14 protein-coding genes are annotated in these 13,494 nt (G+C 72.9%); 8 read left to right on the forward strand and 6 right to left on the reverse strand.

Features of this window, described 5'->3' with window-relative positions; genetic code table 11:
- The first annotated feature begins 31 nt into the window (after window positions 1-31).
- The gene (locus ACFYOS_RS26865) at window positions 32-670 is read left to right on the forward strand and encodes a TetR/AcrR family transcriptional regulator (protein WP_387147246.1); all 639 of its coding nucleotides are present in this window, start codon (window positions 32-34) and stop codon (window positions 668-670) included.
- Between the two features lie 30 nt (window positions 671-700).
- On the opposite strand, the gene ACFYOS_RS26870 is transcribed toward ACFYOS_RS26865, so the two are convergent.
- The 3 genes from ACFYOS_RS26870 to ACFYOS_RS26880 form a co-directional block, all read right to left on the reverse strand.
- A complete protein-coding gene (locus ACFYOS_RS26870) occupies window positions 701-1,318 on the reverse strand; it encodes a DedA family protein (protein WP_387147249.1) in 618 nt (205 codons plus the stop codon).
- An 84-nt stretch (window positions 1,319-1,402) separates the two neighbouring features.
- Window positions 1,403-2,293 carry a MaoC/PaaZ C-terminal domain-containing protein gene (locus ACFYOS_RS26875; RefSeq protein ID WP_387147396.1) on the reverse strand — a complete coding sequence of 297 codons (891 nt, stop codon included), beginning with the start codon at window positions 2,291-2,293 and terminating at the stop codon, window positions 1,403-1,405.
- A 254-nt stretch (window positions 2,294-2,547) separates the two neighbouring features.
- Complete coding sequence (locus ACFYOS_RS26880) at window positions 2,548-3,906, reverse strand: 3-oxoacyl-ACP reductase (protein WP_387147252.1); 1,359 nt, start codon at window positions 3,904-3,906, stop codon at window positions 2,548-2,550.
- A gap of 55 nt (window positions 3,907-3,961) precedes the next feature.
- Here ACFYOS_RS26880 and ACFYOS_RS26885 point away from each other — a divergent pair, with 55 nt between their 5' ends.
- From ACFYOS_RS26885 to ACFYOS_RS26895, 3 genes are all read left to right on the forward strand, one after another.
- Entirely contained in the window at window positions 3,962-5,254 is a 1,293-nt protein-coding gene (locus ACFYOS_RS26885; protein WP_387147255.1) for an acetyl-CoA C-acetyltransferase, read from the forward strand.
- 63 nt (window positions 5,255-5,317) lie between these two features.
- Window positions 5,318-5,833: a SigE family RNA polymerase sigma factor gene (locus ACFYOS_RS26890; protein WP_387147257.1), complete on the forward strand. Its 516-nt coding sequence runs from the start codon at window positions 5,318-5,320 to the stop codon at window positions 5,831-5,833.
- Window positions 5,830-6,624 carry a hypothetical protein gene (locus ACFYOS_RS26895; RefSeq protein WP_387147259.1) on the forward strand — a complete coding sequence of 265 codons (795 nt, stop codon included), beginning with the start codon at window positions 5,830-5,832 and terminating at the stop codon, window positions 6,622-6,624. Before ACFYOS_RS26890 ends, ACFYOS_RS26895 begins: the two co-directional genes overlap by 4 nt.
- A gap of 57 nt (window positions 6,625-6,681) precedes the next feature.
- Here the strand turns inward: ACFYOS_RS26895 and ACFYOS_RS26900 are convergent, their stop codons facing one another.
- Together ACFYOS_RS26900 and ACFYOS_RS26905 are read right to left on the reverse strand one after the other, a co-directional pair.
- On the reverse strand, window positions 6,682-7,029 hold the full coding sequence (locus ACFYOS_RS26900) for a type II toxin-antitoxin system PemK/MazF family toxin (protein ID WP_387147262.1): 348 nt from the start codon (window positions 7,027-7,029) through the stop codon (window positions 6,682-6,684).
- Window positions 7,026-7,280, reverse strand: coding sequence for a hypothetical protein (locus ACFYOS_RS26905; protein ID WP_387147265.1), 255 nt, complete (start codon window positions 7,278-7,280; stop codon window positions 7,026-7,028). The genes ACFYOS_RS26900 and ACFYOS_RS26905 overlap by 4 nt, the downstream gene beginning before the upstream one ends.
- Window positions 7,281-7,375: 95 nt before the next feature.
- On the opposite strand from ACFYOS_RS26905, the gene purB reads away from it, so the two are divergent.
- The gene (gene purB, locus ACFYOS_RS26910) at window positions 7,376-8,800 is read left to right on the forward strand and encodes an adenylosuccinate lyase (RefSeq protein ID WP_387147268.1); all 1,425 of its coding nucleotides are present in this window, start codon (window positions 7,376-7,378) and stop codon (window positions 8,798-8,800) included.
- Between the two features lie 10 nt (window positions 8,801-8,810).
- Here the strand turns inward: purB and ACFYOS_RS26915 are convergent, their stop codons facing one another.
- Window positions 8,811-9,332 carry a YbjQ family protein gene (locus ACFYOS_RS26915; RefSeq protein WP_387147399.1) on the reverse strand — a complete coding sequence of 174 codons (522 nt, stop codon included), beginning with the start codon at window positions 9,330-9,332 and terminating at the stop codon, window positions 8,811-8,813.
- A 498-nt stretch (window positions 9,333-9,830) separates the two neighbouring features.
- On the opposite strand from ACFYOS_RS26915, the gene purS reads away from it, so the two are divergent.
- From purS to purL, 3 genes are all read left to right on the forward strand, one after another.
- Window positions 9,831-10,094: a phosphoribosylformylglycinamidine synthase subunit PurS gene (gene purS, locus ACFYOS_RS26920; protein WP_387147271.1), complete on the forward strand. Its 264-nt coding sequence runs from the start codon at window positions 9,831-9,833 to the stop codon at window positions 10,092-10,094.
- Window positions 10,091-10,774 (forward strand): phosphoribosylformylglycinamidine synthase subunit PurQ, encoded by a 684-nt coding sequence (gene purQ / locus ACFYOS_RS26925; protein WP_387147274.1) that lies wholly within the window; start codon window positions 10,091-10,093, stop codon window positions 10,772-10,774. The genes purS and purQ overlap by 4 nt, the downstream gene beginning before the upstream one ends.
- A 67-nt stretch (window positions 10,775-10,841) precedes the next feature.
- Entirely contained in the window at window positions 10,842-13,487 is a 2,646-nt protein-coding gene (gene purL, locus ACFYOS_RS26930) for a phosphoribosylformylglycinamidine synthase subunit PurL (RefSeq protein WP_387147277.1), read from the forward strand.
- Window positions 13,488-13,494: the final 7 nt, after the last annotated feature.

Raw genomic sequence — 13,494 nt, forward strand, 5'->3', positions numbered from 1 at the left:
ACCTTACGCACGAGTAGGTATGCTCGCAAGGGTGTCCAGCACACCCGCCTTCAAGCGCCTGCCCCGGGCCGTACGCGAGCAGCAGATGCTCGACGCGGCGGTCAAGGTCTTCTCGCGCCGGGGCTTCCACGCGGCCAGCATGGACGAGATCGCCGACGACGCCGGCATCTCCAAGCCGATGGTCTACGCGTACCTGGGGACGAAGGAGGAGCTCTTTGTCGCCTGCCTGCACCGGGAGGGCACCCGGATGATGGAGGCCATCGCCGGGGCGGCCGCCCCGGACCTGCCCGCCGACGAGCGGCTCTGGCGCGGGCTGCGCGCGTTCTTCGGCTTCGTCGGGGCGCACCGGGACGGCTGGGCGGTGCTCTACCGGCAGGCACGCGGCTCCCAGCCGTTCGCCGCCGAACTGGCCACCATGCGCGACCGGCTGGTCGAGGTGGTCGCCGGGATGCTGGACCACGCGCTGCGCGCCAAGGGGCGCGAGGTCGGCGCCACCGACCTGGAGGTCGTCGCGTACGCCCTGGTCGGCGCCAGCGAGTCGCTGGCCGACTGGCTCGCCGACCACCCGGAAGCCGACCCGGAGAAGACCGCCACCCGGATGATGAACGTCGCCTGGCTCGGCGCCGACCAGCTCCTGCGCGGCGTCACCTGGCACCCGCCGGCCGGCTGACCGGGCCGCCGGCGTCCACCCCGCCCGGGCTCAGCGCCGGACGGCGGCGCGGGTGCGGGACCGGCGGCGGGCCCACCGGGCCACCTCGAACAGGCCGGTGACCGTCAGGGACAGGCCGATGCCGGCGACCAGGCCCCGGACCGGGTCACGCTCGAAGGCGAGGCCGCCGAAGTAGCCGAGCAGCCCGCAGTAGATCCCCCAGCTGCCACAGGCGAGCGCGTCGTACAGCAGGAAGCAGCGCAGCGGATAGCCGACCGCGCCCATGGTCAGGGTGACCGCGGTCCGGCCGCCCGGGACGTACCGAGCCGTGGTCAGGATCACCCCGCCGCGCCGGTCGACCGCCCGGCGGGCCCATTCGGACCCGGCCCGCCGCCGGCTGTCGGCGGGCAGTCGGGCCAGCCGGTGCGCGCCGCCGCCGCGCCCGATGCCGTACGAGACGTGGTCGCCGACCAGCGCGCCGAGGGCGGCGGCCACGATCACCCCGGCCAGGTGGGGCTCTCCGCCGGCCGCGAAGACCCCGGCGGTGATCACCACGGTCTCGCCGGGCACCGCGGGAAAGAACGCGTCGACCGCGGTGACCGCGATGATCACCAGGTACACCCACGGCGAGGTCACCGTCTGGTGCAGCAGGTCGAGCACGTCCCCCATGCCCTCATGCTCGGTGCTCGCGGACGGGTCGCGGGCCGAGTCGCCGGATCAGGCCGGCAGTTAGTCCGCCGCGGTCGGCGAACGTCAGCGGACGGCGCCCACCAGCTGCGGCCCGCCGGACCGCGCGTCGTGCAGGGCGAAGTCCCAGGTCTCGCCGGTGGCGGTGGCGCTGAACGCCACCGTGGACGGCAGTGGCACCGGCAGCTTGAACGCCACGTCCACCGTGTACGCCGCCGGCAGCCGGCTCTCCAGCGCCGCCAGGCACCGCGCCTTGCTCCACATCCCGTGCGCGATCGGGCGCGGGAAGCCGAACAGCCGCGCTCCCAGCCGCGAGGTGTGGATCGGGTTGTGGTCCCCGGAGACCCGGGCGTAGTCGATGCCGACCCGGGGGGTCACCCGCCACTGCGCGGACGAGGCCGGCGGGGTCGGGCGGTCACCCCGCTCGCGCCGCGGGCCACCGCCCGCCGTGCGCTCCTTCCCGAGGTACGTCGAGACGCCCCGCCAGACCTCCTCGCCGTCGACCGAGCCGACCAGCACCACGTCGAGCTGCCGGCCCCGCTCGTGCGGGCGCAGGTTCTCCGCGTACGTGCGGAAGTCCAGGGTCTCGCCGGCCTCGACCGGCCGGTGCACCGTGATCCGGTTCGCCACGTGCACCACCCCGGTCAGCGGGATCGGGAACTCCGCCAGCGTCATCAGCCGCAACGCCAGCGGGAAGCCCAGCACGTGCACGTACGTGGCCGGCAGCCGGTCGGCGAGCCGGAACCCGCACACCCGGTCGTAGTCGGCCAGGTGCGCCGGGTCCACGGTCACCCCGGTCACGGCCAGCTCCACCTCCGGCACGTCCCGGCCGCGCCGCCTCCCCGTCCCCGGCAGCGCGCCGAGCAGGGCCCGCCGGTAGAGCGCGCCGGCCGCCGGCATCCGGGGCAGGTCGATCCGGACCCGCCCCTCCGGACCGGTCCGGCCCGGGGCGGTCAGCGTCGCCGCCCATGGCTGCCCGCCGGCCGACCCGTCCCGGGTGGCCGCCGCGGCCGCCGCCGAGAGGTCCCGGGTCAGCTCGTCGGCCAGGCCGGAGAGGTCCTGGGTCGCCTCGACGGAGGACCCGGGGTCGTCGCCCGCCGCCGCGACCGCGTTCCGGGCCGCCGTGAGGTCCTGGGTCGGGCCGTCGATCAGCTCGTGCACCGACAGCTCCTCGGCCGGCTCCTCCGACCGTCGCTGCTTACGCCGTGCCATCACGCCCCCAGCAGACTCTGGCCGCAGACCCGGATGATGTTGCCGGTGACCGCGCCGGTCGCCGGCCAGGACAGCCAGCCGATCGTCTCGGCCACGTCCACCGGCAGACCGCCCTGAGCCATGCTGTTCATCCGCCGCCCGGCCTCCCGGATCATCAGCGGGATCCGCGCGGTCAGCCGGGTCTCGATGAAGCCGGGCGCGACCGCGTTGAGGCTGACGCCCCGCTCGCGCAGCACCGGGGCGAGCGAGTCGACCAGGCCGATCACGCCGGCCTTGCTGGTCGCGTAGTTGGTCTGCCCCCGGTTGCCGGCGATGCCGGCGATCGAGGAGACCGCGACGATCCGGCCGCCGGCCGGGATCAGGTCGCGCTCCAGCAGCACGTCGTTGATCCGCTCCTGGCTGGAGAGGTTCACATCGATGACCTGGTCCCAGCGGTCGGCGTCCATCCGGCCCAGGGTCCTGTCCCGGGTGATGCCGGCGTTGTGCACCACCACGTCGACCCGGCCGTGCCGGCCGGCCAGGTGCTCGGCCAGCCGGGTCGGGGCGTCCGGCGCGGTCAGGTCGAGCTGCAGCGCGCTGCCGCCGACCTCGTTGGCGACCGCGGCCAGCGCGTCCCCGGCGGCCGGCACGTCCAGCGCCACGATCTTGGCGCCGTCCCGGGCGAGCACCTTGGCCAGCGCCGCGCCGATGCCCCTCGCCGCCCCGGTGACCAGCACGACCTGCCCGTCCAGCGGCCGGTCCCAGTCGGCCGGTGCGACGGCGGTGCCGGTGCCGATCCGGATCACCTGGCCCGAGACGTACGCGGACCGGCCGGACAGCAGGAAGCGCAGCGTGGCCTCCAGGCTGACCGGGGTGCCGGCGTCACCGTCCTTCGTGACGTACCCGAGCTGGGCGGTGACCCCCCGCCCGAACTCCTTGCCGATGCTGCGGGTGAGCCCCTCCAGGGCGCGCTGGGCGGTCGCCTCGCGGGGCGAGCCGCACTCGGCCGGCGGGGTGCCCAGCACCACCACCCGACCGCTGGACAGCAGCGCCCGGGCGTGCGGGTGGAAGAAGTCGTAGAGCTGGCGCAGCCCGGTGGAGTCGGTGATGCCGGTGGCGTCGTACACCAGGCCGGCGTAGCGTGCCGTGGCATCGGTGGCGGCGACCGGGTCGCGCAGCTCGACCCCGGCGAAGGTCAGCATCTTGGTGACCTGCTCGGCGAGCCGGCCGCCGGTCGCGGCGCCGAGCAGGACCGGCCCGGGGACGAGCGGGTCGCCCGGCGTGTGCCGGCGCAGTCGAGGCGGATCGGGCAGCCCGAGGCGCTTGACCAGCGCGCGACCGGCCCCCGTCTGGACGAAGCTCGCGTACCTGTCGGTCATAGGCGTAGCCTACTGGCGAGTAGGGTTCGGGCAACAGCTTCAGAGGAGGCCGATCGTGCAGAGTGTCCGGCGGGTCGCGGTCATCGGGGGCAACCGCATCCCCTTCGCCCGGTCCAACTCGCGCTACGCGCACGCGTCCAACTCCGACCTGCTCGGCGCGGCCCTGGATGGTCTGGTCGCCCGGTTCGGCCTGGCCGGGCAGCGGGTCGGCGAGGTGGTCGCCGGCGCGGTGCTCAAGCACTCCCGGGACTTCAACCTCACCCGCGAGGTGGTGCTCGGCTCCCGGCTCGACCCGCACACCCCGGCGTACGACATCCAGCAGGCCTGCGGCACCGGGCTCGAGGCCGCCATCCTGGTCGCCAACAAGATCGCCCTCGGGCAGCTCGAGGTCGGCATCGCCGGCGGCGTGGACACCACCTCCGACGCGCCGCTGGCCATCAACGAGGACCTGCGCCGCACCCTGATCCAGCTCAACTCCGCCCGCACCCTCGGCGAGCGGCTGAAGGTCGCCGCGAAGCTCCGCCCGCTCCAGCCGTTCAAGCCGGAGATCCCGCGCAACGCGGAACCGCGTACCGGACTGTCCATGGGGGAGCACGCGGCGAAGACGGCGCTGCGCTGGAACGTCGACCGGCAGGCCCAGGACGAGCTGGCGCTCCGCTCGCACCAGCGGCTCGCCGCCGCGTACGAGACAGGGTTCTTCGACGACCTGATGACCCCCTACCTCGGGCTGACCCGCGACCAGAACCTCCGGCCGGACACCACCCTGGACAAGCTCGGCTCGCTCAAGCCGGTCTTCGCCACCAAGGGCCCGGACGCCGAGCGGGCCACCATGACCGCCGGTAACTCCTCCCCGCTCACCGACGGCGCGTCGACCGTGCTGCTGGCGTCGGAGGAGTGGGCGCGGGAGCACAAGCTGCCGGTGCTGGCCTGGTTCTCCTGGTCCGAGACGGCCGCGGTTGACTTCGTGCACGGCGACGAGGGGCTGCTGATGGCCCCCGCGTACGCGGTGCCGCGGATGCTGGCCCGGGCCGGCCTGACCCTGCAGGACTTCGACTTCTACGAGATCCATGAGGCGTTCGCCTCGCAGGTGCTGGCCACCCTGTCCGCCTGGGAGTCGCCCGAGTTCTGCAAGGAGCGGCTGGGCCTCGACGCGCCGCTCGGCTCGATCGACCGGGACAAGCTGAACGTCAACGGGTCTTCGCTGGCCGCCGGGCACCCGTTCGCGGCCACCGGCGGTCGGATCGTGGCCACCCTGGCCAAGCTCCTCGAGCAGACGGGGAGCGGGCGCGGCCTCATCTCCATCTGCGCCGCCGGCGGGCAGGGCGTGACCGCGATCCTCGAACGCTGAGCCGAGCAACCTTGACGGCCCCGTGCTCCGTCCCTTGGACATGAGGCGTCGAAGGCGGACCGGGTGAAGCGGGCGGACGAGGACGAGTACCGGCAGTTCGTCACCGCCCGGCTGGAGCAGTTGCGCCGCACGGCGTACCTGCTCTGCCGGGACTGGCACACCGCCGACGACCTCGTCTCTATTACCCTGGGCAAGCTCTACCGGGGGTGGCGGCGGGTCCGCGCGGCGGAGAACGTCGACGCGTACGTCCGACGCGTGCTCACCCACGCCTGGCTGGACGAACGGCGCCGGCCGTGGCGGCGGGAACGCAGCACCGACGAGATCCCGGACGGCCCTGCGCCGGACACCGGACCGTCGCTGGCCGACCGCGAACTGCTGCTCGACCTGCTTGGCCGGCTACCCGAGCGGCGGCGCGCGGTGCTGGTGCTGCGCTTCTACTGCGACCTGTCGGTCGAGGAGACCGCCGAGATCCTCGGCGTCACCACCGGCACGGTGAAGAGCCAGGCCGCCCGGGCGCTGGAGACGCTCCGCGTGCTGGCCGCCGACCAGCCGGCACTGCAGGCAGGGAGGTTCGCGTGACGTACCGGGAGCTCTTCGACGCGGCGATCGGCGAGACGCCGCCGACCGCAATCGACCTGGACCGGGTGATCAAGCGGCAGCGGCGGTTGGTCCGGGTCCGCCGGGTCGCCGTGTGCGGGGTCGCGGCCGGCGCGGTGCTCGCGGTGACCCTCGGCGCCGGCCTGATGGTCGACCGGCAGCACAAGCTGCCCACGACCGCGCCGTCCGCCCACGCCTCCCGGCCCCCGTACCGGATCAGCAACAACCAACGGCCGTCGGAGTACTCCGCCCGGTACCGGGACGGGGTGGCGGCCGCTGTCGCGGCGCGGGTGCCCGGGGTCCGGTGGACGCAACCTAGCGCGGTCCGCGGCCTTGACTTCCCGACGAGCCCGACGAGCGACACCCCGTTCGCCACCGACTCCGAGGACTACCGCAACGTCGGCTTTTCGCTCCGTGCCTATCCGGTCGACCCCCAGGGTGCGTTCGGTAACCAGCTGTGGGTCTCGGCTCTGGCGGAGCCGCAGCTGGGCTTGTTCCGGTACATCAAGGAGTGCGGCCGGGACCACGAGGATTCCTGCGCTCTGTCCACGGGACCGGGCGGTGCGCACATCCGGGAGATCGCGTCGGTCGAGAACCTCAGCCGTCGCCCCAAGGACCCCGAGGTGCAGCTGCACTACCGGCGGGTCGACGTTCTCTACCCCGACGGCACCTGGATCGTGCTCAACCTGATGTGCGGCGACGGGCGGTTCCTGCTCACCCAGGAACAGCTCCGGGAGTTGGCCCTCGACCCGGTCCTCCGTCCCACCTGGTGACCAGGTTCTCCGGCGTCCCGGCCGTCGGGTCCCTCGGCGGCCGGGACTCCGTCCTGATCAGAGGTCGATCATCTGCCGGAGGACTTCTCGTACCTCGGTGATCTGCTCGGGGGTCAACCGATGGATCGGGCCGCGGCCGGTGAATCGCCCGGTCGAGACGGTGCGGAGCTGCTCGGTGATCGCCCAGCCGCGGTGCTGACCGGGCAGCTCGATCTTCACCCGGTGCAGCCAGCCGGGGCGCTCCCGGCTGGTGAGCGGAAGGACGCTGGCCAGCGCGCTGCCGGTGAGGGCGAGGTGGAAGGCGGACGACACCACCAGCGCCGGGCGGTGTCCTCGCTGCTCGTGCCCGGAGGTGGGGTCGAAGTCGAGCCACCAGACCTCCCACGGGCGCACCCGTCGCGTCACGCCTCCTCGTCCCAGGGGTCGCCGACCGGGGCGTCGGCGCGGTGCCAGCGGTCGGCCTCCACCAGATATTCGGCCCACCCCTCCTGGTCGACGGCGCGGTAGTGGTCCATCGCGGCCACCGCCTTGGCCTGCCAGTGCTCCTGGAGCAGCCGCTTGACGGCTTCGTCCGCGCTGACGCCGCCGTAGTCCTCGGCAGCGACCCGGAGCACCTGCTCCCTGGTCTCCGGACTCACCCGCATCATCGCCGTCATGCCTTGGAGTATACGTTTCTGTATACGCCTCCGTCTCGCCCCCGCGTCGGTGACCGCGTTCGGGCGCGGCAGCCGCGTACGAAAGAATGAGGGCCGTGACGACGATCCCGAACGTGCTCGCCAACCGGTACGCCTCGCCCGAACTGGTCGCCCTCTGGTCCCCGGAGGAGAAGGTGCGGATGGAGCGGCGGCTCTGGCTCGCCGTGCTCAAGGCTCAGCGGGACCTCGGCGTGCCGGTGCCGGACGGGGTGGTCGAGGCGTACGAGCGGGTCATTGACGCCGTCGACCTGACCTCTATCGCGGAGCGCGAGCGAATCACCCGGCACGACGTGAAGGCCCGGATCGAGGAGTTCAGCGCGCTCGCCGGGCATGAGCACGTGCACAAGGGGATGACCTCCCGGGACCTCACCGAGAACGTCGAGCAGCTCCAGATCCGCGCCTCGCTGGAGCTGACCCGGGACCGGGTGGTGGCCACCCTGGCCCGGCTCGCGTGGCACGCCCACGAGTACTCCGGCCTGGTGATGACCGGCCGGTCGCACAACGTCGCGGCGCAGGCCACCACGCTGGGCAAGCGCTTCGCCTCCGCCGCCGAGGAGCTGTTGATCGCGTACGAGCGGCTGGAGGACCTGATCGGCCGCTACCCGCTGCGCGGCATCAAGGGGCCGGTCGGCACCGCCGCCGATCAGCTCGACCTCGTCGACGGCGACGCCGACAAGGTGGCCGAGCTGGAGCGTCGGGTCGCCGACCACCTGGGCTTCGCCCGGGTGCTGGACAGCGTCGGTCAGGTCTACCCGCGCTCGCTGGACTTCGACGTGCTCGCGGCGCTGGCCCAGGTGGCCGCCGCGCCGTCGTCGCTGGCCACCACGATCCGGCTGATGGTCGGCCAGGAGTTGGTCACCGAGGGCTTCAAGCCCGGCCAGGTGGGCTCCAGCGCCATGCCGCACAAGATGAACACCCGGTCGTCGGAGCGGGTGAACGGCTTCGCGGTGATCATCCGGGGTTACCTGTCGATGGTCGGCGAACTGGCCGGCGACCAGTGGAACGAGGGGGACGTCTCCTGCTCGGTGGTCCGCCGGGTCGCCCTGCCGGACGCCTTCTTCGCCGCCGACGGGCTGTTCCAGACCTTCCTCACCGTGCTGGACGAGTTCGGGCCGTACCCGGCGGTGATCAACCGGGAGCTGGAGCGCTTCCTGCCGTTCCTGGCCACCACGAAGATCCTGGTGGCGGCGGTTCGTCGCGGCGTCGGCCGGGAGGCCGCGCACGAGGTGATCAAGGAGCACGCGGTGGCCGTGGCGCTGGCCATGCGGGAGAAGGGCGCCGCCGAGAACGACCTCTTCGACCGCCTCGCCGCCGACGGTCGCCTGGGCCTGACCCGGGCCGAGATCGACGCCCTGGTTGCCGACCGCAACGCCTTCGTCGGCGCCGCCGCCACCCAGGTCGATCGCGTCACCGCCCGCATCAGCAAGATCGTCGAGGCCCACCCCGAGGCCGCCGCCTACTCCCCACCCCCCATCCTCTGACCCGAGTCGGTTAAGAGCCGGGGGTGGGGGTTTCGGCCGACGAGGAGAGGTTGGGGGCGCTCGCGGGTTCGGCGATGCCACCGGGGGCCTCGGCGATCTCCGGTTCGTGGGCGGTCTCGGCCGCGACCATGGGCTGGTCGGGCGGCATGACGTCAGGCATCTTGGGTACGACGATCACCGCCGTGCCGTAGGCGCAGATCTCCATCCACATCTCGCCGCAGTCCCGGCTGTCGAAGCGCATGCCGATCACCGCGTTCGCGCCGAGCCGGCGAGCCTCCTCGCCGAGCCGCGCCACCGAGTCGGTACGCCAGCGGGTGAGGTTGTCCGGTGCCATCGGGTCGTAGGCACCACCACGCAGGTTCTTGACCCCCTCGCGGTAGGGGTTGCGGGTCCTCGCCATGGAGGACACCACTTCGCCGAGGATCTGGCGGATCTCGTAGCCGGGCAGTTGATCCGTCGTCACGACCAGCACGTTTCCGATGCTGTCAGCCGGTCGGCGGCCCGAACGGGTGCCTTGTTCACCTGATCGGATGCTGAAAAACGGCGCGGCGCGGACGGGCGGGGTGCCACCGACCCATCCGCGTCGCTCCGGGCGCTAACCGTCCGACACCGGCCATCAAGGTGATCCAGGCCCGGTTGTTCGCGACGGCCGAGGCTGTCTCCATCGACGCTCGACGACACCTCAGCGGTTGCCTGTCACCAGATTCGGATCATCCACCGTCGATCAACGCCATCGGTCGGCGGCACCTGTCCGGGCCGTCTGTCGGAAACCGGTCGCCGGGCCGGCGTCGGGTCCGAAAATGCCTGGTGGGAGGCCTGCCGCCGCGATCCGTTGCCGGTGCCGGGCAACGAATCCGTATCGAGGTCGCAACGAACCCGCATCGTCGTTCCATCCCGACAGCCGGTTACGCCGATCACTGCCTGAACTGCCCCCGGCCGGTTCGGGCGGGACGGTATCTGCCAGGTAGGCTGGCTGCGCTCGCCCCGTTGTGGGCCGGCACCCAACTGCGTACACAGTCAGGAGTGCCCCGTGCCTCGCGTCGTCGTCGACGTCATGCTCAAGCCCGAGATCCTCGATCCTCAGGGCCAGGCCGTCGCAAACGCGCTGCCCCGGCTCGGCGTCAGCGACGTCGCCTCGGTCCGGATCGGCAGGCGGATCGAGATCGAGTTCACCGGTGAACCGGACCTGGACCGGGCCCGGGAGATCGCCGACAAGCTGCTCGCCAACCCGGTCATCGAGGACTACACCGTCCGCCTGGTCGAGAGCGACGAGACCGTGGACGCGCACCCGTGACCGCCCGCGTCGGTGTGGTGACCTTCCCCGGCTCGCTCGACGACGGGGACGCGGCCCGTGCCGTCCGGATCGCCGGCGCCGAACCGGTCCGACTCTGGCACGGCGACCCGGAGCTGCACGGGGTGGACGCCGTCGTCCTGCCCGGTGGCTTCTCCTACGGTGACTACCTGCGCTGCGGGGCCATCGCCCGGTTCGCCCCGGTGATGGAGACGATCGTGGACGCCGCCAAGGGCGGCCTGCCGGTGCTCGGCATCTGCAACGGCTTCCAGATCCTCTGCGAGGCCCACCTGCTGCCGGGTGCCCTCACCCGCAACCAGCACCTGCACTTCCGCAACCGGGACCAGATCCTCCGCATCGAGTCCGTCGGCACCGCCTGGACCAACGCGTTCCAGCCGGGCCAGGAGGTGCTGGTCCCGGTCAAGAACGGCGAGGGCTGCTACGTCGCCGACCCGGCGACCCTGGACCGGCTGGAGGCCGAGGGCCGGGTCGTCGCCCGCTACCTCGGTGGCAACCCCAACGGATCGCAGCGCGACATCGCCGCGATCACCAACGAGGCCGGCAACGTGGTCGGCATCATGCCGCACCCTGAGCACGCGGTGGAGGCGCTCACCGGCCCCTCCCTGGACGGTCTCGGCTTCTTCACCTCGGTGCTCAAGCACCTGGTGGGGGCGCCGGCGTGACCGTGCGCGGCGGGATCAACGGTCGGCTCACCCGCCCGTACGGCGGCGAGCGCAGCGAGGAGAGGTCATGACCACCCATCCGGACGCGGGGCTGCGGGAGACGCCGGGCGTGGTGCCGCAGGCCGGCCCGGCCGACGACTGGGCGCCTGGTGTGGACACCGTGCCCCGGGCCACGGACACCCCGGACGAGCTTCAGCCGTACGCGGAGCTGGGTCTCCGCGACGACGAGTACGACCGGATCCGGCACATCCTCGGCCGCCGGCCCACCCAGGCCGAACTGGCCATGTACTCGATCATGTGGAGCGAGCACTGCTCCTACAAGTCGAGCAAGGTGCACCTGCGCCAGTTCGGCGAGAAGGCCCCGCCGAGCGACCGGCTGCTCGCCGGGATCGGCGAGAACGCCGGCGTGGTCCGGGTCTCCGACGAACTGGCGGTGACCTTCAAGGTCGAGTCGCACAACCACCCGAGCTTCGTCGAGCCCTACCAGGGCGCGGCGACCGGCGTCGGCGGCATCGTCCGGGACATCCTCGCCATGGGTGCCCGCCCGGTCGCGGTGATGGACCCGCTGCGCTTCGGCGCGGCCGACCACCCGGACACCGCCCGCGTGCTGCCCGGGGTGGTGGCCGGCGTCGGCGGCTACGGCAACTGCCTGGGCCTGCCGAACATCGGCGGCGAGGTCGTCTTCGACCCCTGCTACCAGGGCAACCCGCTGGTCAACGCGCTCTGCCTCGGCGTGCTGCCGGTCGACCGGCTGCAGAAGAAGGAGGCCGCCGGCCCCGGCAACGTGGTGGTGCTGATGGGCGCCAAGACCGGCCGGGACGGCATCGGCGGCGTGTCGGTGCTGGCCAGCGCCACCTTCGACGAGGGCAGCGAGCAGCGCCGCCCGTCGGTGCAGGTGGGCGACCCGTTCACCGAGAAGCTGCTGATCGAGGCGTGCCTCGAGCTGTACGACGCCGAGCTGGTCGTCGGCATCCAGGACCTCGGCGGCGCCGGCCTGACCTGCGCGCTCACCGAGACCGCCGCGGCGGCCGGCACCGGCATGCGGGTGTGGCTGGAGCGGGTCCCGCTGCGCGAGCCCTCGATGGAGCCGCACGAGATCCTGGCCAGCGAGTCCCAGGAGCGGATGCTGCTGGTCGTCGCCCCGGACAAGCTGGAGGCGGTACTCAAGACCGCCGAGAAGTGGGGCGTGCTCGCCACCGCCATCGGTGAGGTCACCCCGCCGGCGCCGGACGGCCAGCCGGGCCGCCTGCTGATCAGCTGGCGCGACCGCGTGGTGGTCGACGTGCCGCCGGGCTCGCTGGTCGACGACGGGCCGGTCTACGCCCGTCCGATGCGCGAGCCGGCCGACCTCATCCTGCTCCAGGCCGACCGGGCCGAGACGCTGCCCCGGCCGAACACCCCGGATTCGCTGCGCGAGACCGTGCTGCGGATGATCGCCTCGCCGAACCTGGCCGACAAGACCTGGGTCACCGAGCAGTACGACCGGTACGTGCTGGGCAACACCGTGCTCGCCCAGCCGGAGGACTCCGGCGTGATCCGGATCGACGAGCGGACCGGCCTCGGTGTCGCCCTCTCCGTCGACGGCAACGGCCGGTACGCGCGCCTCGACCCGTACCACGGGACGAAGCTCGCGTTGGCCGAGGCGTACCGGAACGTGGCGGTGACCGGCGCCAAGCCGATCGCGGTGACCAACTGCCTCAACTTCGGCTCGCCGGAGGACCCGGGCGTGATGTGGCAGTTCGCCGAGGCCGTCCGCGGCCTCGCGGACGGCTGCCTGGAGCTGGGCATCCCGGTGACCGGCGGCAACGTCAGCTTCTACAACCAGACCGGCGCGGCCGCGATCCACCCGACGCCGGTGGTCGGCGTGCTGGGCGTGCTGGACAACGTCGCCGACCGGGTGCCGATGGGTTTCATGCCGCGTCCGGCCGGTGACCACGACCAGCTCTTCCTGCTGGGCGAGACGCACGTCGAACTCTCCGGCTCGGAGTGGGCCTGCGTGACCCACGAGCACCTGGGCGGCATCCCGCCGCAGGTCGACCTGGCCCGCGAGCGGCAGCTCGCCGAGCTGCTGGCCGACGCGGCCCGGGTGGGGCACCTCAGCTCCGCGCACGACCTCTCCGACGGTGGCCTCGCCCAGAGCCTGGTCGAGTCCTGCCTGCGGCGCGGCGTGGGTGCGCGCGTCGCGGTGCCGGAGCATTTCGCCGACGGGTCGATGCCGTTCGTCTTCCTGTTCAGCGAGTCCGCCGGCCGCGTGCTGGTGTCGGTGCCGCGCGGGCACGAGAAGGCGTTCACCGCCCTCTGCGCCGAGCACGGGGTGCCGTGGGAGCTCATCGGGGTCACCGATCCGGCCGGCGGCGCCCTGGAGGTGCACGGCCAGTTCCGGATCGGCCTGGACGAGCTGCGCGCCGCGCACACCGCGACCCTGCCGCGCCTCTTCGGCGGCGAGGCAGCGGCCCAGGTCCTGGCGGCCGAGGCCGACGTGGCGGATGCCGAGGCCACCTCGACGGAGGCTTCGACCGAGGCCGGGGACGCCCCGACCGAGGCTGCGGACGCGTCGCCGGAGGCGGCGGTCGCTCCGGCCGCCGTCGACACCACGCCCGACGGCGCCGCGGACGCTCGCGAGGCGGCGTCCGACCCGGCCGAGGCCGGTCCGGAGGAGTCCGCGACGGCTGCCGGTGAACCGGACCAGCGCTCCGCGCCCGATCAGCGCTGAGGCCCTG

Origin of the sequence: Micromonospora sp. NPDC005806 (assembly GCF_042871425.1) — a bacterium.
Lineage (GTDB): Bacteria > Actinomycetota > Actinomycetes > Mycobacteriales > Micromonosporaceae > Micromonospora.

Excerpts from the sequence above, each read along its gene's own strand:
- ACFYOS_RS26905 (WP_387147265.1), bottom strand. The coding sequence starts at position 7,280 with ATGACGGCGATGATGCGGGTGAGTCCGGAGACCAGGGAGCAGGTGCTC.
- purL (WP_387147277.1), top strand. The coding sequence starts at position 10,842 with ATGACCACCCATCCGGACGCGGGGCTGCGGGAGACGCCGGGCGTGGTG.
- ACFYOS_RS26880 (WP_387147252.1), bottom strand. The coding sequence starts at position 3,906 with ATGACCGACAGGTACGCGAGCTTCGTCCAGACGGGGGCCGGTCGCGCG.
- ACFYOS_RS26870 (WP_387147249.1), bottom strand. The coding sequence starts at position 1,318 with ATGGGGGACGTGCTCGACCTGCTGCACCAGACGGTGACCTCGCCGTGG.